Here is a 23,850-nt window from a genome sequence, read left to right on the forward strand (position 1 = left end):
CGCCCCGGAATTCCGGGGCGTTTTCTTTTGCGGCGGCCAGGGGGGATGGCGTGTTCAGGGCCCCGGCACCATCTTCTTCTGGCGTGCCTTGAACCCATTGAACAGCGGCGCGATCAGCGGGTTGTAACTCAGGCGGATGCGCTTGCGCAGCCAGTTGGCCGGGCGGTTGCGGATCGCGAAACGATAGATGCGTTCCGGGTCGCCACCGATCACGTTGCGGCCGAACGGGTGGGTGGTGTGCAGGTAGCGGAAGCCCTGCTCGCGCGCCACTTCGATGTGATCCTGGTCGAAATCACCGTACGGCCAGCACAAGGTATCGGACACGTCGCCAAGCTTGTCCTGCAGGACTTCGCGCGAGATCGCCAGATCCCGGCTCAGGCCCGCACGGCGCTGCGCACGGTCCAGATCGTCACGGCGCAACCAGCGGGTGTGGGTATGGGTGTGGCAATGCACTTCGAAGGTGCCGGCGGCGATGGCTGCACGTGCTTCGCTCCAGCGCATCATCACATCGTCACTGCGGTCCTGCTCGTAGATCGCTGCTTCGCAGCCGCGATGGTCCGGCGTCGACGGCAGCGTCGCTCCGGCAATGCCGGCATGCGGACGTTCCGGGCCTTCGCTCATCCAGCCGGTGACCACGAACACCACGGCATGCATGCCGTACTTCTGCAGGATCGGATGGGCATACACCCAGTTGTCCAGGTAGCCATCGTCGAAGGTGATGACGATCGACTTGCGCGGCACCGGCTTGCCGGCCAGGAAGCCGGCGTACTGCTCCAGCGTCAGTGAGGTCCAGCCATTGCCTGCCAGCCACGCGATCTGGCTTTCGAAGTTTTCCGGCGACACGGTGATCATGCCCGGCGAGGGGCTGACATGGTGGTGCATCAGCACCGGAACGGTTCGCGCATCAGCCATGTCCCAGCTCCTTCAGCCACTGGTGGTAGTAGTGTTCGGTGGCTTCACCGTGGCCGTCCGGCGTGAAGCGGTGCGCGCCGTGCATCCAGTCCCAGCCAGCGCGGCCCATCTGCCGCCGCCGTTCCGGGTCGTCCACCAGCAGGCGCAAGGCACCTGTCATGGCGGCATTGTCTCCCAAACGGGTGAGGATCGCATTGCTGCCATCGACCACCATCTCCGGCACGCCACCCACCCGCGTGGCTACGATCGGTACGCCCACATAAGCCGCTTCCAGGAACACGGTGCCGGCCGCTTCCTTGTGCGAGGCCAGCGCGAAGATGTCGAAGCCGGCCATCAGCCGGCAGGCTCCATCGCGGTAGCCGAGCAGGTGCACCTGGCGCTGCAGGCCGTGCTCGGCGCACATCGCCTGCAGTCGTTCCGTCACGGCCTGGCCATCACCGACGATCACCAGGTGCAGGTCCGGGTTGGCCTTGCACAGCGGGATCATCGCCTGCAGCAGGTCGGCATGGCCCTTGGGCTCGCGCAGTACCGCCACGCAGCCGACCACGATGTCCTGTTCGCCGAAACCGAGCTCGGCACGCACCTGCGCGCGCGCGTCCTGCAGGCACTGCCAGGGATCGGCCTTGCGGATCTCGCTCCAGCGCGGCGGAACCGCGATCGGCGGCACGATGCCGATACGCTCGGCCGGAATGCCACGGTCGGCCAGCAGCTGCTTGACGAAACTGCTGACGGTCAACACCCGGTGCGGAAGCCCGGTATAGGTCAGCAGCGAATTGACCGGGCTCATCAGGTGGCGTGAGCGCACCACCAGCGGCGTGCCGCCCAGGCGTGCACCGGCGGCGGCGATCAGCGCATCGCGGCGGCTGGTGGTGTTGACCACGTCGTAGCGTTCGCGGCGCACCAGTCGCGATACCGACCACACGCCGCGCAGCAGGCGCGCCAGGCCTCCCATGCGCAGCGTATGCACGGTGAAACCGTCGTCGCGTGCCAGTGTGGCCAGGCGCGCTTCGGGCTGGCACAGCAACGACACTTCATGGCCACGCGCGCGCATCACCTGCATGTGCCGGAAGATGTAGATCTCCTGCCCGCCCATTCCCTTGGCGGCTTCGGTATGCAGGATACGCAGCGGACGGTTCATGCAGGATCGGTCCTTGAAGTTCAGCGGTTGCGGAAGCGGGTCAGCGCTTCCCATGCGGAGCGGATGGCGGCGGCGTCCGGCACCTGCTGCGGCAGCGGACGGTAGTGCCGGTCGAGCGCGGTGGCGTTGCCGAACTTGTCGAACACGTAGATGGCATCGCCATGGCGTACCGCGCGCTGCGACCAGCTCTCCACCACCAGCGCGCGTTCGCTGGTGGTGGGCGCGGCCAGCAGGTCCTGGCCAGTACTGAAGTCGCTCAGGGCGTTCTCGCAGCCCAGTGCGTGGCGCATCAACGTCGGCACCCAGTCCTCATGCGAACTGGTGCGCATCTCATGGCCGCTGGGCTGGCCTGGCCAGTGCAGCACGAACGGCACCTGCAGCTGGTAGTCGGAGAAGTTGCCGTTGTGACCCCAGTAGTTCAGCTTGAGGTCGTTGAACTCTTCGGCATGGTCACCGGTGACCAGCACGATGGTGTTCTCGGCCAGGCCTTGTGCGCGAAGGTCGTCCAGCAGCGAGCCGACCAGGCTGTCGGCGTAGTGCACGGCGGTGCGGTAGCGGTTGAGCTCCGGCGTCGGGTCGTGGTCCGGGCCGAAGGACAGGAAGTCGATCTCCTTGGCCATCGGCGTGGCCACCGGCGGGTAGCTGGCGGGCAGGTGGTAGCCGGCGTGGGTGGAGTCGAGGAACACGAAGCCGAACCACGGGTGCTGCGCGGCCTGGCTGGTGCGGATGTCGTTCTGCAGCGCGGTGACGATGGCTGCGTCACGCTTGTCGGGTGTCAGGGCGGAGGGGCCCTGGTGCAGCTGGTCGCGTACGTCGGCGAAGGCGGTGCGGTCGAACTCCGGGCTGTACAGCGGCGCGCTGCCGTACAGGTGCAGGTCGTAGCCCTGCTGGCCCAGCACCTGGAACAGCTGCGAGCCGCGCTGTTCATCCAGCATGCTTTGCCAGTAGCCGCCGGGCAGGCCGTAGAGCAGGCCGAACAGGCCGTAGCGGGTGGCGTTGCCGGTGCTGAAATGCTGGTCGTACACGCGCGAAGCCTGTGCCAGTGCCGTCGTATTGGGCATCAGCTGCGGCGTCATGGCGTCCTGGCGCAGCGACTCCAGCACCACCATCAGCACATTCGGCCGATGTGGGTTCTGGCAGCGCAGGGGCTGCAGCGGATACAGCAGCTGCGCATGGCGCGGGTCAGGCAGGCCAGCCTGCTGTTCGCTGACAACGCCCAGTTTGCGCATGAAGCTCTTGGCGGTGATCGGCTGCGCCCAGGGCAGGTAGTTCCACTGCGCGATGACGTCGCGGTCGCCGCGGGCATCGTAGTAGGCGGTGGCGACCTGGCCCCCCCCCATCAGCAGAGCGACCACCGCCCAGGCCTGCAGGACCCGGCGGCGGCGGGGCAGGGCGGGCAACAGCTTCCAGCATGCCCAAGCCAGCAGGCCTTCGGCGGCGAAGATGGCGGCGACCAGCAGTCCGGCCTGCAGCCAGGTTTTCCAGGACAACGCGACCTGGTCCTGCAGCGCGCCGCCGAACACCATGTTCACCACCATGGCATTGAGGTGGAACCGATACAGAGTGAAAACCTTCGCATCAACCAGCAGCAGGCACAGCCACAGGCCCTGCAGCAGCACGGCGCTGATGCTCAGCGTGCGCGCGCTGCGCGGCCACAGGCCCAGCAGCAGCGGCAGCAGGCCTGCGAGGGCACCGAAGGCGAGCAGATGCCCCGGCAGAGCGACGGACAGGTAAACCAGGCCGATTGCGCCACCGGGGTTGTCGGCCAGCGGTACGTTGCCGAGCGTGATCGCCATCGCCAGCAGCGCGTTGCCGGCCACGAACAGCGACCACCAGGCCAATCGGCGCCAGTGACGTGCCGGGCCGGAGGGCAGGGAGGTATTGGCAGAAGGAGCAGCAGGGCGCATGAAGGACGGAGGCGGCAGGTGGAGCAGGGGCGGGAGTCCCGGTTGTGACGGAATCGTTAATCCGCGCGGGGGTTGCGCATTGTATCGGTTTGTTTCTTCGTATCGAGTGGCGTCCCCCGGGCGATCTGTCACAATGTTCAGGTGGGCCATGAATGCGCTGGCCCTTCCAGACCCAACGACAAGCCAGGAACCGCTGTGAGCCAGATCCCCACCCTCGACATCACCCGTTTCGACAGCGACCGCGAGGCCTTCGTGGCCGAGCTGGGCGCGGCCTACCGCCAATGGGGATTCGCGGGCATCCGCAACCACGGCATCCCGCAGGCCGACATCGACGCGGCCTACGATGCCTTCAAGGCCTTCTTCGCCCTGCCGGAGGAGGTCAAGCGCAAGTACCACGTGGCCGGCAGCGGCGGAGCCCGCGGCTACACTCCGTTCGGCGTGGAGACCGCCAAGGGCTCCAAGCATTTCGACCTGAAGGAGTTCTGGCACATCGGTCGCGAGATCGCCGACGACTCCAAGTACCGCGACGTGATGGCGCCGAACCTGTGGCCGACCGAGGTCGAGGGCTTCCGCGAGCGCGGTTACGGCCTGTACCAGGCGCTGGACAACCTGGGTTCGCGCGTACTGTCGGCGCTGGCCCTGCACATCGGCCTGCCGGAAGACTTCTTCGCCGACAAGACCAACTTCGGTAACTCGATCCTGCGCCCGATCCACTACCCGCCGATCACCACCGACGACATCCCGAACGTGCGCGCCGGCGCGCATGGCGACATCAACTTCATCACCCTGCTGGTCGGCGCCAGCGCCGCGGGCCTGGAAGTGCAGTCGCACGAGGGCGAGTGGGTGCCGTTCACCTCGGACGCGGACACCATCGTGGTCAACATCGGCGACATGCTGCAGCGCCTGACCAACCACGTGTACCCGTCGACCATCCACCGCGTGGTCAACCCCCCGGGTGAGCTGGCGCGCCAGCCGCGCTACTCGGTGCCGTTCTTCCTGCACCCGAACCCGGACTATCTGATCGACGTGCTGCCGTCCTGCATCACCCCGGAGAACCCGAGCCGGTACCCGGAGGCGATCACCGCCCATGGCTTCCTCGAGGAACGCCTGCGCGAGATCAAGCTGAAGTAATGAGAAGTGAGGCCGCCGAAAGGCGGCCTTTTTCTTTGCAGTGACCCGTCCTGAATTGGGTTGACACCTTTTCCCTCTGGAAAAGGAATGTTCAATGAAATCAACAATCAGGCGCAGTCAGCGGGATTACTCGCTGGCCTTCAAGTTGTCCGTGGTCGATCAGGTCGAGCGTGGAGAACTGACCTATAAGAAGGCTCAGGAGCGATACGGTATCCAAGGCAGCAGCACGGTTCTGAAGTGGCTTCGCCGCCATGGTCGGCAGGATTGGTCAGGTGGTGCATCATCTGCCCCCATGACGACTTCTCCCAAAAGTGGACCGGCCACGCCGCTGACGCCGGAACAACAGATCAAGGCCCTGCAGGTCCAGTTGCGGGAGGCCAACGAGAAAGCACAGCTTTTCGAAGCCATCGTGGATGTCCTCAAAGAGGATTACGGGGTGCGCGTCGTAAAAAAGCCTTCAGGCAAGTCCTCACGCAAGGGCGCCTCAAAGGCGTAAGCGTGGCAAGGGCTTGCCGCCATTTCGGCATCAGTCGACAGGCGTTCTATCAAGCGGGGGGGGCGGCATCAACGAAGACGCGCCAGCGAGACCAAAGCACTGGCGCTGGTGAGCGATTGCCGCGTGCGGCAGCCACGAATCGGGACGCGCAAGTTGCACTATTTGATCGAACCGAAGCTGCAGGCGGCGGGAATCACCATGGGACGTGACCGGTTGTTTGACGTACTTCGGGAAGCGCGCCTGCTGGTACCGAAACGTCGGGCTTATCACAAGACTACCGACAGCCATCATCGCTTTCGCAGGCATCCGAATCTGCTCAAACCTGGCCAAGGATGCGTAATACCAACCGGTAGCGAGCAGGTGTGGGTGGCGGACATCACCTATCTGCCGACGCAGGGGAAGTTCGTGTATCTGAGCCTGGTCACCGATGCCTGGTCGCGCAAGATCGTGGGCTGGAGCGTGCATGAAACGCTACAGACAGAGCAGGTAGCTCAGGCGCTGGAGATGGCGCTGAAAGGGAGAAAGACACCGCAGAAGCTGATCCATCACTCTGATCGTGGAATCCAGTACTGCTCGGATTACTACCAGAAGATCCATGCGCGGCACGGCCTGACCTGCTCGATGACCGACGGCTACGACTGCTATCAGAACGCTCTGGCAGAGCGAGTCAACGGGATCCTCAAGTGCGAGTTCCTGCTTCATCGCCCACGGGACCTGGGGCAAGCCCGCCAGATGGTGGCTGAGGCCGTAGACATCTACAACGCTGAGCGCCCCCACCTGTCCCTTAAAATGCAGACGCCCGATGCGATGCATCGGGCGTCTTTGGCCGCCTGACGGCGGCCGGACCATCCACCCATCGGTGTCAACCTATGGCAGGACGAGTCACAGGGCTGCGCCCTGCACCCGCAGAGGCCAAAGCCAAAGCCAAAGCCAAAGCGGCTCTGGGATGTTCCGTGGGGAGGCGGGGAGGTGTCGGATGGCGGGGACGCCGTGAACCCGTCCTGGGGGCTTGGCCGCGGCATCCATGCCGCGGACACCCCGCCATCCGACACCTCCCCGCCTTCGACAGTTTCCCGGTGACGGTGGGTAAATCGCGATTTCCGGTAGGTGTGACCTTGGTCGACACAGTAGATCCACGCCATGCGTGGATGAGATCTGTCAGATCGAAGTGGGGCAGGACACGTTGTATGCCGCTTTTGCTCTTGCTCTTCTTTTTTCTTTCCGTGGCGGGCGGAGCCGCCGGAATGTGTCAAAGGCCGGGCGGGTGGGGCTGCGCAGGGGCGTGAGCCGCATGGATGCGGCGATCGAGCTTACATGGACGTACTTGCAGCGCCCCCTGCGCAGTCCCACCCGGCCGGCCAAACCCCAGATCTAGCCGGGCTCTCCGCGACCAACCCAACCCCCGCCACGAGGGGCTGCGCCGTTGGCTGAAAATCCATGTAACCGCTTACACGGAAACGAATTTTTGCCGTAACGGGTATCATGACCGGCTGACTTCACACAGGAGCCACCCGCTCATGCGCCGCAAGATCGTCGCCGGAAACTGGAAGCTGCATGGCAGCCGTCAATTCGCCAATGAACTGCTGGGGCAGGTCGCCGCCGGGCTGCCGCTGGAGGGGGTGGACGTGGTGATCCTGCCGCCGCTGCCCTACCTCGGGGAGCTGGTCGAGGACTTTGGTGATACAGGCCTGGCCTTTGGCGCGCAGGACGTGAGCAGCAACGAGAAGGGCGCCTACACCGGCGAGGTCTGCGCGGCCATGCTGGTCGAGGTCGGCGCCCGCTATGGCCTGGTCGGCCATTCCGAGCGCCGCCAGTACCACCACGAAAGCAGCGAGCTGGTCGCGCGCAAGTTCGCCGCCGCCCAGCACGCCGGCCTGGTGCCGGTGCTGTGCGTGGGCGAGACCCTGGAGCAGCGCGAGGCCGGGCAGACCGAAGTAGTCATCGCCAGCCAGCTGGCGCCGGTGCTGGAGCTGGTCGGCGCGGCCGGTTTCGCCAAGGCCGTGGTCGCCTACGAGCCGGTCTGGGCCATCGGTACCGGCCGTACCGCCACCAAGGAGCAGGCGCAGCAGGTGCACGCGTTCATCCGTGGCGAAGTCGCGCGTATCGATGCTAGAATCGCTGATTCACTGCCCATTGTTTACGGCGGTAGCGTGAAGCCCGACAATGCCGGGGAACTGTTCGCGCAGCCGGATGTCGATGGTGGGCTGGTCGGCGGCGCCTCCTTGGTGGCCGCGGACTTCCTGGCCATCGCACGGGCGGCGGCCGCGAACTAATCCTAGAAGTTTTGTCCGAGGGCGGTTTCCAATGCTGATGTTGATCCTCAATGTCGTCTACGTGCTGGTCGCTGTGGCCATGATCGCGCTGATCCTGATGCAGCGTGGCTCGGGTGCGGCGGCGGGTTCGGGCTTTGGTGCCGGTGCCTCGGGTACGGTGTTCGGTGCGCGCGGCGCCTCGAACTTCCTGTCCAAGTCGACCAAGTGGCTGGCTGTCGTGTTCTTCGGCATCAGCCTCTTCATGGCCTGGTATGCCGGTCATGGCAGCCGCCCGGCGGCCGACCAGGATCTGGGCCTGATGTCCGCACCGGCGGCAGTCGCTCCGGCGGCTCCGGCGGGTGAACTGCCGGCCGTTCCGAAGGCCGATGCGGTCCCGGCCGCCCCGGTTCCGGCCGCGAATGTGCCGGCTCAGGCGGAATCTTCGGTTTCTGGTGAAGAAAAGCCTTCGGAAGGCTCCCAGAAAGACTGAAGCCGGTTACAATACGCGGCGCATCGGGAAGATAGTCTGATGTGATCGTTTGCCCAGGTGGCGGAATTGGTAGACGCACTACCTTGAGGTGGTAGCGACGCAAGTCGTAGGGGTTCGAGTCCCCTCTTGGGCACCATTTGTAAGTAAAGCGGGTTCGTCTGGCGCGCAAGGCGCCAGGCAGATTCCCGTCCACTCCCCCATGCCAAAGCGCCTGCAGGCGCGGCGGCAGAGGCAAGAGAGAATCGCTGTGCTGGCCGAATATTTGCCGTCTCTGCTGTTTCTGATCGTTGCCACCGGTATCGGCATTACGCTGATGCTGGTTGGTCGATTCCTCGGTCCCCGCCGCCCCGATCTGGAAAAGCTGTCGCCGTACGAGTGCGGCTTCGAGGCCTTCGAAGACGCGCGCATGAAGTTCGACGTGCGCTACTACCTGATCGCGATCCAGTTCATCGTCTTCGACCTGGAAATCATCTTCATCGTGCCGTGGACCCAGGTCTTCATGGAGCTGGGTGCCCGTTCGCTCATCACCATGGGCCTGTTCGTCGGCATGCTGTTCCTCGGTTTCATTTACGTCTGGAAGAAGGGAGCGCTGGAATGGGAGTGATTCAGACTCTCGATGGCCTCATGAACAACCCCACGCCGGAAGGCCGGGTTGATGACATCCTGCGGCCGGAAGGCGACAACCCGCTGCTGGAAAAGGGCTTCGTCACCACCAGCGTCGATGCACTGCTGAACTGGGCGCGCACCGGCTCGATGTGGCCGATGACCTTCGGTCTGGCCTGCTGCGCGGTCGAGATGATGCATGCCGGCGCCGCGCGCCTGGACCTTGACCGCTACGGCGTGGTGTTCCGCCCGTCGCCGCGTCAGTCCGACGTGATGATCGTGGCCGGTACCCTGGTCAACAAGATGGCCCCGGCGCTGCGCAAGGTCTACGACCAGATGCCGGACCCGAAGTGGGTCATCTCGATGGGTAGCTGCGCCAATGGTGGCGGCTATTACCACTACTCCTATTCTGTGGTGCGCGGCTGTGATCGCGTGGTGCCGGTGGACGTCTACGTCCCGGGCTGCCCGCCGACCGCCGAGGCGCTGGTGTACGGGATCCTGCAGCTGCAGAAGAAGATCTGGCGTACACAGACCATCGCCCGCTGACCCCTTCACCTGACAAGAGCGCGCCAAGCCCCCATGGCAGAGCAAGCATCCTTCATCGACCGACTCTCCGCACGTTTCGCAGGTGCGAAGGTCATCGTGGTCGAACCCCGCGGCGAAGTGACGCTGGAAGTGCCTGCCGCCGAGTGGCACGCCACCGCCCTGGCGCTGCGTGACGAGTTTGGTTTCGAGCAGGCCGTGGATCTCTGCGGCGTCGACTACCTCGGTTATGGCTCCGACGAATGGGACACCGCCGACGTGTCCTCGCAGGGCTTCAGCCGTGGCGTCGAAGGCAAGGCCCAGGGCCGTTTCGCGTGGGGCGAGTTCCCCAGCGAGGAAAACGGTGCCGACGGTGCCCGCCCGCAGCACATGCCGACCCAGCGTTTCGCCGTGGTCGCCCAGCTGCGTTCGTACCAGCACAACCTGATGATGCACCTGCGCTGCTTCGCCCCTGACGAAGCGCTGCCGGTGGTGTCCTCGCTGACCGGCATCTGGCCGGGCCTGAACTGGTTCGAGCGCGAAGCGTTCGACCTGTACGGCGTGATCTTCGAAGGCCACCCGGACCTGCGCCGGATCCTGACCGACTACGGTTTCGTCGGCCATCCGTTCCGCAAGGACTTCCCGCTGATCGGCAATGTCGAAGTCCGCTACGACGAAGAAAAGAAGCGCGTGATCTACGAACCGGTCACCTCGGTGGAGCCGCGTGTCGGCGTGCCGCGCGTGATCCGCGACGACGCCCGTCTGCAGACCGCAGAAGGTGAGCGCGCGCAGGAGGCAGTGAAGTGAGCCACGTACACCAGGCCGGCGAAGCCTTCGCCAGCAACGCCGCCGAAAGCCGGCAGGAAATCCGCAACTACACCATGAACTTCGGCCCGCAGCATCCGGCCGCGCACGGTGTGCTGCGCCTGATCCTGGAAATGGACGGCGAAACCATCATGCGCGCCGACCCGCACGTGGGTCTGCTGCACCGTGGTACCGAAAAGCTGGCCGAGTCCAAGCCGTTCAACCAGTCGATCGGCTACATGGATCGCCTGGATTACGTGTCGATGATGTGCAACGAGCACGCCTACGTGCGCGCGATCGAGACCCTGATGGGCATCGAAGCGCCGGAGCGTGCGCAGTACATCCGCACCATGTACGACGAAATCACCCGCATCCTCAACCACCTGATGTGGCTGGGTTCCAACGCGCTCGACCTGGGTGCGATGGCGGTGATGCTGTACGCCTTCCGCGAGCGCGAAGAGCTGATGGACTGCTACGAAGCGGTCTCCGGCGCGCGCATGCACGCGGCGTACTACCGTCCGGGCGGTGTCTACCGCGATCTGCCGGACCACATGCCGAAGTACAAGGAATCGCGCTGGCACAAGGGCAAGGCGCTGAAGCAGCTCAATGCTTCGCGTGAAGGCTCGCTGCTGGACTTCCTGGAGAACTTCACCAACGAATTCCCGGGTCGCGTCGACGAATACGAGACCCTGCTGACCGACAACCGTATCTGGAAGCAGCGTACCGTCGGCATCGGCGTGGTCACTCCGGAACTGGCCCACCAGTGGGGCATGACCGGCGTGATGCTGCGCGGCTCGGGCATCGCCTGGGACCTGCGCAAGAAGCGTCCGTATGCCAAGTACGATGCCGTCGATTTCGACATCCCGCTGGGCAAGGAAGGCGACTGCTACGACCGCTACCTGGTCCGCGTTGCCGAAATGCGCGAGTCCAACCGCATCATCAAGCAGTGCGTGGCTTGGCTGAAGGCCAACCCCGGCCCGGTCATGGTCAAGAACTTCAAGGTCGCTCCGCCCAAGCGCGAGGACATGAAGGACGACATGGAAGCGCTGATCCACCACTTCAAGCTGTTCAGCGAAGGCTATTGCGTGCCGGCCGGTGAAACCTACGCTGCAGTGGAAGCGCCCAAGGGCGAGTTCGGCTGCTACCTGGTTTCCGACGGCGCCAACAAGCCGTTCCGCGTGCACCTGCGCGCACCGGGCTTCGCCCACCTGTCCTCGATCGATTCGATCGTGCGCGGCCACATGCTGGCCGACGTGGTGGCGATGATCGGTACCTACGACTTGGTGTTCGGCGAGGTTGACCGGTAATGCCGTCCGCCACGCCAACGCCCGCTGCAGGCAGCCGGCGCAAGCCGGCGCCGCAGTTTCTGGAATTTCACGTTATGCATTTCGCTGAGGTCGGCCGATGAAGGCGACAGGTAATTTCGAGGCGGCGCGCGACGTCGACCCGATGGTGGTGCTGAGCGACAAGACCCGCGCTCACATCGATCACTGGCTGTCCAAGTTCCCGCCGGACCGCAAGCGCTCTGCCGTGCTGCAGGGCCTGCATGCGGCCCAGGAGCAGAACGAGGGCTGGCTGACCGACGAACTGATCGCCGGCGTGGCCAAGTACCTCGACCTGCCGCCGGTGTGGGCCTACGAGGTCGCCAGCTTCTACTCGATGTTCGAGACCGAGAAGGTGGGCCGCAACAACGTGGCCATCTGCACCAACATCAGCTGCTGGCTCAATGGCGCCGAGGACATCGTCCGCCATTGCGAGAAGAAGCTGGGCATCAAGCACGGTGAATCGACCCCGGACGGCCGCGTCTACCTCAAGCGCGAGGAAGAGTGCCTGGCCGGTTGTGGCGGCGCGCCGATGATGGTCATCAACGGTCACTACCATGAGCGTCTGACCCTGGAAAAGGTCGACGAGCTGCTGGACGGGCTGGAGTAAGGGCATGGCACATCACCACGAATCCAAGGGTCCGGTCGGCCCCGCGCCGCTGCCGCACCAGGTGGTCTACACCACCCTGCATTACGACACCCCGTGGTCGTACGAAAGCTACCTGAAGACCGGTGGCTACGCCGCCCTGCGCAAGATCCTCGAAGAGAAGATCCCGCCGGAGCAGGTCATCGAGATGGTCAAGGCCTCGGGCCTGCGTGGCCGCGGTGGCGCAGGCTTCCCGACCGGCCTGAAGTGGTCCTTCATGCCCAAGGGCAACATGCAGAAGTACATCCTCTGCAACTCGGACGAATCCGAGCCGGGCACCTGCAAGGATCGCGACATCCTGCGCTACAACCCGCATTCGGTGGTGGAAGGCATGGCGATCGCCTGCTACGCCACCGGTTCGACAGTGGGTTACAACTACCTGCGCGGTGAGTTCCACCACGAGCCGTTCGAGCACTTCGAGCAGGCCCTGGCCGACGCCTATGCAAATGGCTGGCTGGGCAAGAACGTGATGGGCTCGGGCGTGGACATCGACATCTACGGTGCGCTGGGCGCCGGCGCGTACATCTGCGGCGAAGAAACCGCGCTGATGGAATCGCTGGAAGGCAAGAAGGGCCAGCCGCGCTACAAGCCGCCGTTCCCGGCCAACTTCGGCCTGTACGGCAAGCCGTCGACGATCAACAACACCGAAACCTACGGTTCGGTGCCGGCGATCATCCGCAACGGTCCGGAGTGGTTCAAGGGCCTGAGCCTGACCGCCAACGGCGGTCCGAAGTGCTTCTCGGTGTCCGGCTGCGTGCAGAACGGCGGCAACTTCGAAGTGCCGCTGGGCACCAAGTTCCACGACCTGCTGGAAATGGCCGGTGGCCTGCGTCCGGGCAGTACCCTCAAGGGCGCGATCCCGGGCGGCGTGTCGATGCCGGTACTGACCGCGGCCGAGCTGCAGGATCTGCCGATGGACTACGACACCATCCGTGCGCTGGGCTCCGGCCTGGGTTCGGGTGCGATCGTGGTGCTCGACGACAGCGTCTGCTGCGTCAAGTTCGCCTGCCGCATCAGCCAGTTCTTCCACAAGGAATCGTGCGGCCAGTGCACCCCCTGCCGTGAAGGCACCGGCTGGATGCACCGCGTGCTGGAGCGCATCGTCGCCGGCAAGGCTACGATGGAAGACCTGCACCAGCTGAAGGCGGTGGCCGGCCAGATCGAAGGCCACACCATCTGTGCGTTCGGTGAAGCGGCTGCATGGCCCATCCAGGGCTTCCTGCGCCAGTTCTGGGACGAATTCGAGTACTACATCGTCAACGGTCATTCGATGGTTGACGGCAAGAAGGTGGAGGCAGCCGCCGCATGAGCGCGCAACCCGTAAACCCGAACGTGCCACCGGATCACGTGACCATCGAAATCGATGGCAAGTCGCTGGTCGTGCCCAAGGGTTCGATGATCATCCAGGCGGCCGACAAGGCCGGCATTTCGATTCCGCGCTTCTGCTACCACGAGAAGCTGCCGATCGCCGCCAACTGCCGCATGTGCCTGGTGGACGTGGAAAAGTCGCCGAAGCCGGCGCCGGCCTGCGCCACCCCGGTGATGGATGGCATGAAGGTCGCCACCCGCAGCGAGAAGGCACTGAAGTTCCAGCGCTCGGTGATGGAGTTCCTGCTCATCAACCACCCGCTGGACTGCCCGATCTGCGATCAGGGCGGCGAGTGCGAGCTGCAGGACGTGTCGCTGGGCTATGGCCGTTCGGTCAGCCGCTTCAACGAGCGCAAGCGCGTGGTGCCGGACGAGGACATGGGCCCGCTGGTCGCCACCGAGATGACCCGCTGCATCCAGTGCACCCGCTGCGTCCGCTTCACCGCCGACGTTGCCGGTACCTACGAGCTGGGTGGCATGTACCGCGGTGAGAACCTGCAGATCGGTACCTTCGACGGCAAGCCGCTGACCACCGAGCTGTCCGGCAACGTCGTCGACGTCTGCCCGGTTGGCGCGCTGACCAACAAGGTGTTCCAGTTCCGCGCCCGCCCGTGGGAACTGACCGCGCGCGAATCGCTGGGCTACCACGACGCGATGGGTTCGAACCTGTTCCTGCACGTGCGTCGCGGCGAAGTGCTGCGCACCGTGCCGCGCGACAACGAAGCCGTGAACGAGTGCTGGCTGTCCGACCGTGACCGCTACTCGCACCAGGGTCTGTACAGCGAAGACCGTGCGGTCAAGCCGCTGCGCAAGGTCAATGGCGAGTGGAAGGAAGTGAGCTGGGCCGAAGGCCTGGCCGCGGCCGCCGAGATCCTCAAGGCCAACCAGGGCGACAACCTGGGCGTGCTGGTGCACCCGTCCACCTCGAACGAGGAAGGCGCGCTGCTGGCCCGCCTGGCCAAGGGCCTGGGCTCGAGCAACATCGACCACCGCATCAACAACCGCGATTTCTCCGACGCCGCAACCGCCGAAGTGTTCGGCCTGCCGCTGGCCGAGATCGAAGGCGCCGACCGCATCGTCGTTCTGGGCAGCAACATCCGCCACGAACTGCCGCTGCTGCACGCCCGCCTGCGCAAGGCGCAGACCACCAACGGCGCGAAGATCCACGTCGTCAACCCGGTGGACTTCGACTTCGCCTTCAGCATCGCCGGCAAGCAGATCGTCGCGCCGTCGAAGTTCGTCGACGCGCTGGCCAACGCCGAGCTGCGTTCGGCGGTGCAGGGCGGCAACAACACCGTGCTGATCGTCGGTGGCATTGCCGAAAACCATCCGCAGGCTGCCGCGATCCGCGCCGCCGCGCGTGACTTCGCCGCTGCGACCGGTGCCAAGCTGTGCCGCATCCCGCAGGGTGCCAACGCCGTTGGCCTGACCCGCGCAGGCGTGCTGCCGGCCGGCAAGGACGTCGCCGCAATGCTGGCGCAGCCGCGCCAGGCCTACGTGGTGTACGGCCTGGAGCCGGGTCTGGACTTCGCCGACGCCCCCGCCGCGCGCAAGGCGCTGGTCGGCGCCAAGGTGGTGGCCTTCAGCCAGTTCGCCTGCGTCTCCACCCGCGACGTTGCCGACGTGATCCTGCCGATCGGTGCGCTGCCGGAAATCGACGCCACCCTGACCAACCTCGATGGTCGCGAGCAGTCGGCGCGTGCCGGCGGCAAGCTGCCGGGCGAGGCCCGTGAGGGCTGGCGCGTGCTGCGCGCCCTGGGCGGTGAGCTGGCGGTAGCCGGTTTCGACTTCACCGACCTGGCCGGCCTGCGCGCCAGCCTGGCCCCGGTGTCGGTCGCCGTTGCCGCCTCGGCACAGCCGGTGGTTGCCGGCGAAGGCCTGGAAGTGGCTTCGACCGCCGCGATCTACCGCACCGATGCGGTGGTCCGTCGCGCCCCGGCGCTGCAGTCGCATCCGCTCAACAACGCCCCGCGCATCGTGCTGAACGCTGAAGATGCCGCTCGCCTGCAGCTGCAGGAAGGGCAGATGGCCAAGGTCGGCACCGATGCCGGCAAGGCCACCCTGCCGGTGGTGATCGACGCCCGCGTCGCTGCGGGTTCGGTCTGGATTGAATCGGGCCACGGCGCGACCGCGCCGCTGGGTGCCGCTCGCGTAACGGTGGTGGCTGCATGAACGAATTGCTGTTGAACGCGGTCGATCCGCTGCACCAGTGGCTGCTTGGCCTTGGTGACATCGGCGCGCTGATCTGGATCATCCTGAAGATCCTGGTGATCACCGTTCCGGTGATCATCTCGGTGGCCTTCTACGTGGTCTGGGAACGCAAGCTGATCGGCTGGATGCACGTCCGCCACGGCCCGATGTACGTGGGCATGGGCATCTTCCAGGCCTTCGCCGACGTCTTCAAGCTGCTGTTCAAGGAAGTGGTCCAGCCGAGCAGCGCCAACAAGGCGATCTACCTGCTCGCCCCGCTGATCACCCTGGCCCCGGCCTTCGCGGCCTGGTCGGTGGTCCCCTTCGATTCGCAGATCGTGCTGTCCAACGCCAACGCCGGCCTGCTGTACCTGCTGGCGATGACCTCGCTGGGCATCTACGGCATCATCCTGGCCGGTTGGGCATCCAACTCGAAGTATGCGTTCCTGGGTGCGATGCGCGCCTCGGCGCAGATGATCAGCTACGAAATCGCCATGGGCTTCGCCCTGGTCGGCGTGATGATCGCGTCGGGCAGCCTGAACCTGAGCAACATCGTGATGGCGCAGGCCGGCAATTCCGGTTTCTTCGACTGGTTCCTGCTGCCGCTGTTCCCGCTGTTCGTCATCTACTGGGTGTCGGGCGTTGCCGAAACCAACCGCGCGCCGTTCGACGTGGTGGAAGGTGAATCGGAAATCGTCGCTGGCCACATGGTTGAGTACTCGGGCGGTGCGTTCGCACTGTTCTTCCTGGCCGAATACGCCAACATGATCCTGATCAGCTTCCTGATCTCGATCTTCTTCCTCGGCGGCTGGCTGAGCCCCATCCAGGGCTGGGTCAACTTCGGCGACGTCTCGCCGCTGGTCGACTGGATCTGGAAGGGCGGTGCACCGTGGCTGTTCGTCAAGGTGTTCTTCTTCGCCAGTGCCTACATCTGGTTCCGTGCCAGCTTCCCGCGCTTCCGCTATGACCAGATCATGCGCCTGGGCTGGAAGGTCTTCATCCCGCTGGCCATTCTGTGGATCGCGGTTACCGCCGTCATGGTGTTCTTCGGCGTGATTCAAAAGGGCGTCTAAGTGATGAACAGGATTACCCATTACTTCAAGAGCCTGCTGCTGCTCGAACTGCTGGGCGGCCTTTGGCTGACGCTGAAGTACAGCTTCAAGCCCAAGTACACGATGATGTACCCGATGGAGAAGTTCCCGCAGTCGCCGCGCTTCCGTGGCCTGCACGCCCTGCGCCGTTACCCCAACGGTGAAGAGCGCTGCATCGCCTGCAAGCTGTGCGAAGCGGTGTGCCCTGCATTGGCCATCACCATCGACTCGGCCAAGCGCGAAGACGGCACCCGCCGTACCACGCGCTATGACATCGATCTGTTCAAGTGCATCTTCTGCGGCTTCTGCGAAGAAAGCTGCCCGGTGGACTCGATCGTCGAAACCCACATCCTCGAGTATCACTTCGAGAATCGTGGCGAAAACATCGTTACCAAGCCGCAGCTGCTGGCCCTGGGCGACCGTCTCGAGTCCGAGATCGCCGAGCGTCGTGCCGCCGATGCCGCTTACCGCTGAGGTCGAGAGATGGATTGGGTAAATATCGCTTTCTGGGTGTTCGCCATCGCGGCAACGGTTTCGGCCGGTGCGGTGATCAGCGTGCGCAACCCGGTTCACGCCGTGCTCTGCCTGGTGCTGACCTTCTTCTCCATTGCCTGCGTGTGGCTGCTGGTCGGCGCCGAGTTCCTCGGCGTGGCGCTGGTGCTGGTCTACGTCGGCGCGGTGATGGTGCTGTTCCTGTTCGTGGTGATGATGCTCGACATCGACCCCACCAAGCTGCGTGAGGGCTGGGTCCGCTACCTGCCAGTCGGTCTCATTGTTGCCGTGGCGATGCTGGTGCAGATGCTGATCCTGATCGGCGTGAAGGGCAGGGCGGTCAACCCGTTCCCGGCCGACAACGCCGCTGCGGTCGCTGCCGACAGCTCCAACGTCACCTGGCTGGCGCGTACGCTGTTCACCGAGTACCTGCTGCCGTTCGAGTTCGCCGCCGTCATCCTGACCGTGGCCGTGGTTGCCGCCGTGATGCTGACCTTGCGCCGCCGTACCGGCGTGAAGAGCCAGAACCCGGGCGAGCAGACCATGGTCAAGGCCGGCCAGCGCCTGCGCATGGTCAAGATGGGCGCCGAAGCGCCGGTCGTGCACAGCAACAGCAAGCCGGCCGCCGGCGAGGAGACCCAGCCGTGATTACCCTTGGCCACATCCTTGCGCTGGGCGCGGTGCTGTTCGCCATCAGCCTGGCCGGCATCTTCCTCAACCGGAAGAACGTCATCGTCCTGCTGATGTCGATCGAACTGATGCTGCTGTCGGTGAACATCAACTTCGTCGGCTTCTCGCGTCAGCTGGGCGATCCGTCCGGCCAGCTGTTCGTGTTCTTCATCCTGACCGTCGCCGCCGCGGAAGCCGCCATCGGCCTGGCGATCCTGGTGACCCTGTTCCGTACCCGCCGCACGATCAATGTCGGCGAAGTCGATTCGTTGAAGGGCTGATCCACAGATGGAAATCACTCTCTCCAAGAGTCTGTTGATCGCAGTGGTGCTTGCACCGCTGTTCGGCAGCATCATCGCCGGCCTGTTCGGTCGCCAGGTCAAGCGCTTCGGCGCGCAGACCATCACCATCCTCGGCGTCGCGGTTGCCTGCGGCCTGTCGATGTACACGCTCTACCAGTTGCTGTGGGGCGGCGCGCAGCCGTTCAACCAGAACATCTACACGTTCTTCGAAGTCGGCCAGTACTCGGCCCACGTCGGTTTCATGGTCGACAAGCTGACCGCGATGATGATGGTGGTGGTGACCTTCGTGTCGCTGCTGGTCCACATCTACACGATCGGCTACATGCAGGACGATCCGGGCTACCAGCGGTTCTTCAGCTACATCTCGCTGTTCACCTTCTCGATGCTCACCCTGGTGATGAGCAACAACTTCCTGCAGCTGTTCTTCGGCTGGGAAGCGGTGGGCCTGGTGTCGTACCTGCTGATCGGCTTCTGGTTCAAGCGCCCGACTGCGATCTTCGCCAACATGAAGGCGTTCCTGGTCAATCGCGTTGGTGACTTCGGCTTCCTGCTAGGTATCGCCGGCGTGCTGTGGGTGTTCGGCACACTGGACTACTCGCAGGTGTTCTCGCAGGCCGGCATGCTGGCTGACCCGCGCGCCCAGCTGCAGATCTGGGACGGCACCATGTTCGGCATGCAGCTGCTGAACGAGCCGGTGATCTGGTCGATCGCCACCGTCATCTGCATCTGCCTGTTCATCGGTGCCATGGGCAAGTCGGCCCAGGTCCCGCTGCACGTGTGGCTGCCGGACTCGATGGAAGGCCCGACCCCGATCTCGGCACTGATCCACGCCGCGACGATGGTGACCGCCGGTATCTTCATGGTCACCCGCATGTCGCCGCTGTTCGAGCTGTCGCAGACCGCGCTGAACTTCATCCTGTTCATCGGTGCCACCACCGCGTTCTTCACCGGCCTGATCGGCATCGTGCAGAACGACATCAAGCGCGTCGTCGCGTACTCCACGCTGTCCCAGCTGGGCTACATGACGGTTGCACTGGGCGTGTCGGCGTACTCGGCCGCCGTGTTCCACCTGATGACCCACGCCTTCTTCAAGGCGCTGCTGTTCCTGGGTGCCGGCTCGGTCATCATCGCGATGCACCACGAGCAGGACATGCGCAAGATGGGCGGCCTGCGCAAGTACATGCCGATCACCTTCGTCACCATGTGGATCGGTACCCTGGCCCTGGTCGGTACGCCGTTCTTCTCCGGCTTCTACTCGAAGGACACCATCATCGAGGCGGCCGAGATCCACGCCCACATGCAGAACAGCTGGGTGGCCACCTATGGCTACTGGGCAGTGCTGGGTGGCGTGCTGGTGACCAGCTTCTACAGCTTCCGCCTGCTGTTCCTGACCTTCCACGGCAAGGAGCGCTTCCGCGACGCGCATGATGATCACGGCCACGCCCATGACGATCACCACGCCGCAGATGCGCACCCTGCTGATGCCCATCATGGGGACGCGCACCATGACGACCACGGCCATGGCCACGGTCCGCATGAGCCGCACGAAACCCCGTGGGTGGTGACCCTGCCGCTGATCTTGCTGGCCATCCCGTCGATCGCCATCGGTTTCTTCAGCATCGGTCCGATGCTGCACGGCACCGACTGGGCCGGCCACCATGCACACGACGCAATCAAGGGCCAGGTCAACACGTTCTTCACTGGCATCGTCGATTTCTACGATCCGGCCAAGAACACCGTTGCCTTCCTGGGCGAAGAGTTCCACGGGCCGGTGGCGTTCGCGCTGCACGGCATGATGCTGCCGCCGTTCTGGCTGACCCTGGCGGGCTTCCTGCTGGCTGCGCTGTTCTACCTGTGGAAGCCGGACCTGTCGGGCAAGGCGCGCAAGACCTTCGCTCCGCTGGTGTCGGTGCTGGAAAACAAGTACGGCTTCGACAAGCTGTGGATCGATGGCTTTGCCGGTGGCAGCGTCAAGCTGGGCAAGGTCGCACGCTGGATCGACAGCAACATCGTCGACGGCGTGGTCAATCTTTCGGCACGTGTTGTGGACGTCGCAGCCGGCGTGCTGCGTCGTACCCAATCCGGTTTCCTCTATCACTACGCCTTCGCGATGATCATCGGCCTGATTGCCCTTCTGGGCGTGCTGATGCATTACCTGCGTTGATGACCTGTACGGAATAAGAAGACGTGTCGAACTGGCCTCTACTCAGTGTCCTCATCTGGCTGCCGATCATCGGTGGTGCCCTGATCCTTGCGATCCGTGATGCGCAGACCGCCCGCTGGGCGTCGCTGGGCGTAGCGGTACTGACGTTCGTGGCGAGCCTCTCGCTGCTGAGCGGCTACAACGCGGGCATCGATGGTCTGCAGTTCGTCGAGACCCATGCCTGGATCCCGGCGTACAAGATCGGCTACAACCTGGGCGTGGACGGCATCGCCGTGGCGCTGATCCTGCTGACTACCCTGGTCAGCGTGCTTGCCCTGATCGGCGCCTGGAGCGCCATCGACAAGCGCGTTAACCAGTACGTGGCCGCCTTCCTGATCCTGGAAGGCGTCACGGTCGGTATCTTCTCGGCCACGGACGCGATGCTGTTCTACGTGTTCTTCGAGGCGATGCTGATCCCGATGTTCCTGATCATCGGTGTCTGGGGTGGCCCGCGTCGCATCTACGCCGCGCTGAAGTTCTTCCTGTACACCTTCCTCGGCTCGGTGCTGATGCTGGTGGCGCTGATCTACCTGTACATGAAGGGCGGCAGCTTCCAGCTGGCGGACCTGTACGCGCTGCCGCTGTCGGCCAAGGAACAGACCTGGATCTTCTTCGCCTTCCTGATCGCCTTCGCGGTCAAGGTGCCGATGTTCCCGGTCCACACCTGGCTGCCGGATGCCCACGTGGAAGCGCCGACCGCCGGTTCGGTGATCCTGGCCGCCATCGCCCTGAAGATCGGTGGCTACGGCTTCCTGCGCTTCAACCTGCCGATCGTCCCGGACGCGTCGCAGGAATGGGCGTGGCTGGTGATCGCGCTGTCGCTGATCGCGGTGATCTACGTCGGCCTCGTCGCCCTGGTGCAGGACGACATGAAGAAGCTGATCGCCTATTCGTCGATCGCGCACATGGGCTTCGTCACCCTGGGCACCTTCATCGCGTTGTGGCTGGTGCGTGAAGCCGGCAACGCCGATGCCGCACGCCTGGGCCTGCAGGGCGCCATGGTGCAGATGATCTCGCACGGCTTCGTGTCCGGTGCGATGTTCTCCAGCGTTGGCGTGCTGTACGACCGCATGCACAGCCGCCGCATCGCCGATTACGGCGGCGTGGTCAACGTGATGCCCTGGTTTGCGACCTTCGCCATGCTGTTCTTCATGGCCAATGCAGGCCTGCCGGGCACCAGCGGTTTCGTCGGCGAGTTCATGGTCATCCTCGCGGCCTTCCAGCGTAATCCGTGGATCGCGCTGGGCGCGGCCACCACCCTGATCATCGGCGCCGCCTACACCCTGTGGCTGTACAAGCGCATCTTCTTCGGTGAAGTGGCCAACAGCCATGTTGCCGAACTGAAGGACATCAACGGCCGCGAATGGCTGGTGCTGGGCGTGTTCGCCATCGGCGTGCTGGCCCTGGGCATCTACCCCAAGCCGCTGACCGACCTGATGGAGCCCTCGATCGCGAAGCTGGCGATGCAGATCGCATCCAGCAAGCTGCTGTAATTCCAGGATTTGATGATGACCACCTCGCCGCTGCTGCCATTGACCGCCGCTGACCTGCCACCGCTCGCTCCCGAGCTGGTGCTGATCGGCAGCGCCTTCGCCCTGATGATCCTCGACCTGTTCGTCAGCAACCGGAACAAGATCGTCACCCACCTGTTCTCGCTCGCTGCGCTGGCCGTGGTGCTGTTCATGCTGGCCACCGGCGTGGGCGGGCAGGGGGAGGTCTTCCATGGCATGTTCGTGCGTGATACCGCCGCGGACGTGATGAAGACCGGGATCGTGCTGCTCAGCGGCCTGACCCTGGTCTACGGCTGGCGCTACCTGCGCGACCGCAACCTGTTCCAGGGCGAGATCCCGGTGCTGATCCTGTTCGGCACCGCCGGCATGATGATCCTGGTCTCGGCGGGCAGCCTGCTGATGGTCTACCTGGGCCTGGAACTGCTGGCGCTGTGCTCCTACGCGCTGGTTGCCAGCAACCGTGAGAACGGCCTGGCCTCGGAAGCGGCGATGAAGTACATCGTGCTGGGGTCGCTGGCTTCTGGCCTGCTGCTGTACGGCATGTCGCTGATCTACGGCGCCACCGGCAGCCTCCATCTGGACGTCATCCGCGAGGCCATCCCGCACTCGGAAGAGCGCGTGCTGCTGATCACCGGTGCGGTGTTCATGATCGCCGGCGTCGCCTTCAAGCTGGGTGCCGCGCCGTTCCACATGTGGCTGCCGGACGTGTACCAGGGTGCCCCGGCACCGATCGCACTGTTCATCAGCTCGGCGCCGAAGCTGGCCGCCTTCGGCATGGCCTACCGCCTGCTGGAAATGGGCGTGGGCCCGCTGTCGACCGAACTGCAGCTGCTGATCGCCGGCCTGGCCGCAGTCTCGCTGGTCATCGGCAACCTGATGGCCATCGCGCAGAGCAACCTCAAGCGCATGCTGGCGTTTTCCACCGTCTCGCACATCGGCTTCCTGCTGATGGGCATTGCCGGTGGCGGCTCGCAGGGCTATGCCGCCGCACTGTTCTACGCACTGGCCTACGCCATCATGTCGACCGCCGCCTTCGGCGCGATCATCGCGCTGTCGCGTGCCGGCTTCGAAGCCGAGAACATCGAAGACTTCAAGGGCCTCAATGCCCGCAACCCGTGGATGGCCGGCCTGGTGCTGTGCATCATGGCGTCGCTGGCCGGCATCCCGCCGTTCCTGGGCTTCTGGACCAAGCTGGCGGTGCTGGGCGCGGCCGTCAACGGTGGCCTGCTGTGGCTGGCCATTCTCGGCGTGCTGTGTGCCGTGGTCGGCTGCTTCTACTACCTGCGCGTCATCAAGGTCATGTACTTCGATGAGCCGGTGGGCGAGGCCATGCCGCGCAGCAACGACCGCGTGCTGGGCCTGGTCCTGGGCGTGAACGCGCTGGCGCTGCTGGCGCTGGGCCTGGCCTGGAACCCGATCATGGTCTGGTGCCAGCAGGCATTTGCGCATCTTGCATAAAAGTTGACACAAAGCTGCGCGATTCGTGTAATATGCGCAGCCTGAGTTGTCACTGCAGCGGTTCAGCCAGAACATCGTTGCGGTAGTCCTCCTCGAAAGAGCAGGGCAGCAGTTCAAACACTTCCGGTGCGGGGTGGAGCAGTCTGGCAGCTCGTCGGGCTCATAACCCGAAGGTCGCAGGTTCAAATCCTGCCCCCGCTACCAACACATCGAATCGGCGCCAACCAGTTCGATGAATGAGGAAAAGCTTGCAGGTTTTGAAGTTATCCCTCATAATTCCGCTTCTGATGCGGGGTGGAGCAGTCTGGCAGCTCGTCGGGCTCATAACCCGAAGGTCGCAGGT

General features: G+C 64.5%; 22 protein-coding genes and 2 tRNA genes. 21 read left to right on the forward strand and 3 right to left on the reverse strand.

Going from position 1 to position 23,850, the window contains the following annotated elements:
- Positions 1-54: 54 nt before the first annotated feature.
- Genes R1L06_RS08310 through R1L06_RS08320 form a run of 3 tightly spaced genes read right to left on the reverse strand, consistent with a single transcriptional unit; the run spans position 55 to position 3,957 of the window.
- Positions 55-912, reverse strand: coding sequence for a polysaccharide deacetylase family protein (locus tag R1L06_RS08310; protein ID WP_317217433.1), 858 nt, complete (start codon positions 910-912; stop codon positions 55-57).
- Positions 905-2,050 (reverse strand): glycosyltransferase family 4 protein, encoded by a 1,146-nt coding sequence (locus R1L06_RS08315; RefSeq protein WP_317217434.1) that lies wholly within the window; start codon positions 2,048-2,050, stop codon positions 905-907. The genes R1L06_RS08310 and R1L06_RS08315 overlap by 8 nt, the downstream gene beginning before the upstream one ends.
- Before the next feature lie 20 nt (positions 2,051-2,070).
- Positions 2,071-3,957 carry a DUF3413 domain-containing protein gene (locus R1L06_RS08320; RefSeq protein ID WP_317217435.1) on the reverse strand — a complete coding sequence of 629 codons (1,887 nt, stop codon included), beginning with the start codon at positions 3,955-3,957 and terminating at the stop codon, positions 2,071-2,073.
- Between the two features lie 195 nt (positions 3,958-4,152).
- Here R1L06_RS08320 and R1L06_RS08325 point away from each other — a divergent pair, with 195 nt between their 5' ends.
- The 21 genes from R1L06_RS08325 (at position 4,153) to R1L06_RS08425 (ending at position 23,711) form a co-directional block, all read left to right on the forward strand.
- Positions 4,153-5,088, forward strand: coding sequence for an isopenicillin N synthase family dioxygenase (locus R1L06_RS08325; RefSeq protein ID WP_032128257.1), 936 nt, complete (start codon positions 4,153-4,155; stop codon positions 5,086-5,088).
- Positions 5,089-5,182: 94 nt separating this feature from the next.
- A complete protein-coding gene (locus R1L06_RS08330; protein ID WP_317217436.1) occupies positions 5,183-5,584 on the forward strand; it encodes a hypothetical protein in 402 nt (133 codons plus the stop codon).
- Between the two features lie 48 nt (positions 5,585-5,632).
- Positions 5,633-6,418, forward strand: coding sequence for an IS3 family transposase (locus R1L06_RS08335; RefSeq protein ID WP_317217440.1), 786 nt, complete (start codon positions 5,633-5,635; stop codon positions 6,416-6,418).
- A gap of 683 nt (positions 6,419-7,101) precedes the next feature.
- Positions 7,102-7,857, forward strand: coding sequence for a triose-phosphate isomerase (gene tpiA, locus R1L06_RS08340; RefSeq protein WP_285302334.1), 756 nt, complete (start codon positions 7,102-7,104; stop codon positions 7,855-7,857).
- A 31-nt stretch (positions 7,858-7,888) separates the two neighbouring features.
- Positions 7,889-8,326 carry a preprotein translocase subunit SecG gene (secG, locus tag R1L06_RS08345; RefSeq protein ID WP_010486424.1) on the forward strand — a complete coding sequence of 146 codons (438 nt, stop codon included), beginning with the start codon at positions 7,889-7,891 and terminating at the stop codon, positions 8,324-8,326.
- Positions 8,327-8,377: 51 nt separating this feature from the next.
- Positions 8,378-8,462 (forward strand) — tRNA-Leu (locus R1L06_RS08350).
- 111 nt (positions 8,463-8,573) lie between these two features.
- Positions 8,574-8,930, forward strand: coding sequence for an NADH-quinone oxidoreductase subunit A (locus tag R1L06_RS08355; RefSeq protein ID WP_008265012.1), 357 nt, complete (start codon positions 8,574-8,576; stop codon positions 8,928-8,930).
- Complete coding sequence (locus R1L06_RS08360) at positions 8,921-9,475, forward strand: NuoB/complex I 20 kDa subunit family protein (RefSeq protein ID WP_005410463.1); 555 nt, start codon at positions 8,921-8,923, stop codon at positions 9,473-9,475. The genes R1L06_RS08355 and R1L06_RS08360 overlap by 10 nt, the downstream gene beginning before the upstream one ends.
- 33 nt (positions 9,476-9,508) lie before the next feature.
- Positions 9,509-10,258, forward strand: coding sequence for an NADH-quinone oxidoreductase subunit C (locus R1L06_RS08365; protein WP_125894344.1), 750 nt, complete (start codon positions 9,509-9,511; stop codon positions 10,256-10,258).
- The gene (locus tag R1L06_RS08370) at positions 10,255-11,562 is read left to right on the forward strand and encodes an NADH-quinone oxidoreductase subunit D (protein WP_006381133.1); all 1,308 of its coding nucleotides are present in this window, start codon (positions 10,255-10,257) and stop codon (positions 11,560-11,562) included. Before R1L06_RS08365 ends, R1L06_RS08370 begins: the two co-directional genes overlap by 4 nt.
- Before the next feature lie 97 nt (positions 11,563-11,659).
- Entirely contained in the window at positions 11,660-12,187 is a 528-nt protein-coding gene (gene nuoE / locus R1L06_RS08375) for an NADH-quinone oxidoreductase subunit NuoE (RefSeq protein WP_006381132.1), read from the forward strand.
- A gap of 4 nt (positions 12,188-12,191) precedes the next feature.
- Positions 12,192-13,532, forward strand: coding sequence for an NADH-quinone oxidoreductase subunit NuoF (nuoF, locus tag R1L06_RS08380; RefSeq protein WP_317217437.1), 1,341 nt, complete (start codon positions 12,192-12,194; stop codon positions 13,530-13,532).
- Positions 13,529-15,763 (forward strand): NADH-quinone oxidoreductase subunit NuoG, encoded by a 2,235-nt coding sequence (gene nuoG, locus R1L06_RS08385; protein WP_006381130.1) that lies wholly within the window; start codon positions 13,529-13,531, stop codon positions 15,761-15,763. Before nuoF ends, nuoG begins: the two co-directional genes overlap by 4 nt.
- Positions 15,760-16,854, forward strand: a complete 1,095-nt coding sequence (gene nuoH, locus R1L06_RS08390) for an NADH-quinone oxidoreductase subunit NuoH (RefSeq protein WP_006381129.1) — start codon at positions 15,760-15,762, stop codon at positions 16,852-16,854. The genes nuoG and nuoH overlap by 4 nt, the downstream gene beginning before the upstream one ends.
- A gap of 3 nt (positions 16,855-16,857) precedes the next feature.
- A complete protein-coding gene (nuoI, locus tag R1L06_RS08395; protein WP_006381128.1) occupies positions 16,858-17,346 on the forward strand; it encodes an NADH-quinone oxidoreductase subunit NuoI in 489 nt (162 codons plus the stop codon).
- 9 nt (positions 17,347-17,355) lie between these two features.
- Entirely contained in the window at positions 17,356-18,012 is a 657-nt protein-coding gene (locus tag R1L06_RS08400) for an NADH-quinone oxidoreductase subunit J (protein WP_032128645.1), read from the forward strand.
- On the forward strand, positions 18,009-18,314 hold the full coding sequence (nuoK, locus tag R1L06_RS08405) for an NADH-quinone oxidoreductase subunit NuoK (RefSeq protein ID WP_005417921.1): 306 nt from the start codon (positions 18,009-18,011) through the stop codon (positions 18,312-18,314). The genes R1L06_RS08400 and nuoK overlap by 4 nt, the downstream gene beginning before the upstream one ends.
- A gap of 7 nt (positions 18,315-18,321) precedes the next feature.
- Positions 18,322-20,499 (forward strand): NADH-quinone oxidoreductase subunit L, encoded by a 2,178-nt coding sequence (gene nuoL / locus R1L06_RS08410; RefSeq protein WP_182266468.1) that lies wholly within the window; start codon positions 18,322-18,324, stop codon positions 20,497-20,499.
- 23 nt (positions 20,500-20,522) lie between these two features.
- On the forward strand, positions 20,523-22,031 hold the full coding sequence (locus R1L06_RS08415) for an NADH-quinone oxidoreductase subunit M (protein WP_032128647.1): 1,509 nt from the start codon (positions 20,523-20,525) through the stop codon (positions 22,029-22,031).
- A gap of 15 nt (positions 22,032-22,046) precedes the next feature.
- A complete protein-coding gene (gene nuoN / locus R1L06_RS08420; RefSeq protein WP_032128648.1) occupies positions 22,047-23,507 on the forward strand; it encodes an NADH-quinone oxidoreductase subunit NuoN in 1,461 nt (486 codons plus the stop codon).
- Positions 23,508-23,634: 127 nt separating this feature from the next.
- Positions 23,635-23,711, forward strand: a tRNA-Met gene (locus R1L06_RS08425).
- Positions 23,712-23,850: the final 139 nt, after the last annotated feature.

This window comes from Stenotrophomonas mexicanensis, assembly GCF_032911605.1.
Lineage (GTDB): Bacteria > Pseudomonadota > Gammaproteobacteria > Xanthomonadales > Xanthomonadaceae > Stenotrophomonas > Stenotrophomonas maltophilia_A.

Coding starts and splice junctions, on each gene's coding strand:
- nuoI (WP_006381128.1), top strand. CDS start 16,858: ATGAACAGGATTACCCATTACTTCAAGAGCCTGCTGCTGCTCGAACTG.
- nuoF (WP_317217437.1), top strand. CDS start 12,192: ATGGCACATCACCACGAATCCAAGGGTCCGGTCGGCCCCGCGCCGCTG.
- R1L06_RS08400 (WP_032128645.1), top strand. CDS start 17,356: ATGGATTGGGTAAATATCGCTTTCTGGGTGTTCGCCATCGCGGCAACG.
- nuoG (WP_006381130.1), top strand. CDS start 13,529: ATGAGCGCGCAACCCGTAAACCCGAACGTGCCACCGGATCACGTGACC.
- nuoE (WP_006381132.1), top strand. CDS start 11,660: ATGAAGGCGACAGGTAATTTCGAGGCGGCGCGCGACGTCGACCCGATG.
- nuoN (WP_032128648.1), top strand. CDS start 22,047: ATGACCACCTCGCCGCTGCTGCCATTGACCGCCGCTGACCTGCCACCG.
- R1L06_RS08315 (WP_317217434.1), bottom strand. CDS start 2,050: ATGAACCGTCCGCTGCGTATCCTGCATACCGAAGCCGCCAAGGGAATG.
- R1L06_RS08330 (WP_317217436.1), top strand. CDS start 5,183: ATGAAATCAACAATCAGGCGCAGTCAGCGGGATTACTCGCTGGCCTTC.
- R1L06_RS08310 (WP_317217433.1), bottom strand. CDS start 912: ATGGCTGATGCGCGAACCGTTCCGGTGCTGATGCACCACCATGTCAGC.
- nuoL (WP_182266468.1), top strand. CDS start 18,322: ATGGAAATCACTCTCTCCAAGAGTCTGTTGATCGCAGTGGTGCTTGCA.
- nuoH (WP_006381129.1), top strand. CDS start 15,760: ATGAACGAATTGCTGTTGAACGCGGTCGATCCGCTGCACCAGTGGCTG.
- tpiA (WP_285302334.1), top strand. CDS start 7,102: ATGCGCCGCAAGATCGTCGCCGGAAACTGGAAGCTGCATGGCAGCCGT.
- secG (WP_010486424.1), top strand. CDS start 7,889: ATGCTGATGTTGATCCTCAATGTCGTCTACGTGCTGGTCGCTGTGGCC.
- R1L06_RS08365 (WP_125894344.1), top strand. CDS start 9,509: ATGGCAGAGCAAGCATCCTTCATCGACCGACTCTCCGCACGTTTCGCA.
- R1L06_RS08320 (WP_317217435.1), bottom strand. CDS start 3,957: ATGCGCCCTGCTGCTCCTTCTGCCAATACCTCCCTGCCCTCCGGCCCG.
- R1L06_RS08360 (WP_005410463.1), top strand. CDS start 8,921: ATGGGAGTGATTCAGACTCTCGATGGCCTCATGAACAACCCCACGCCG.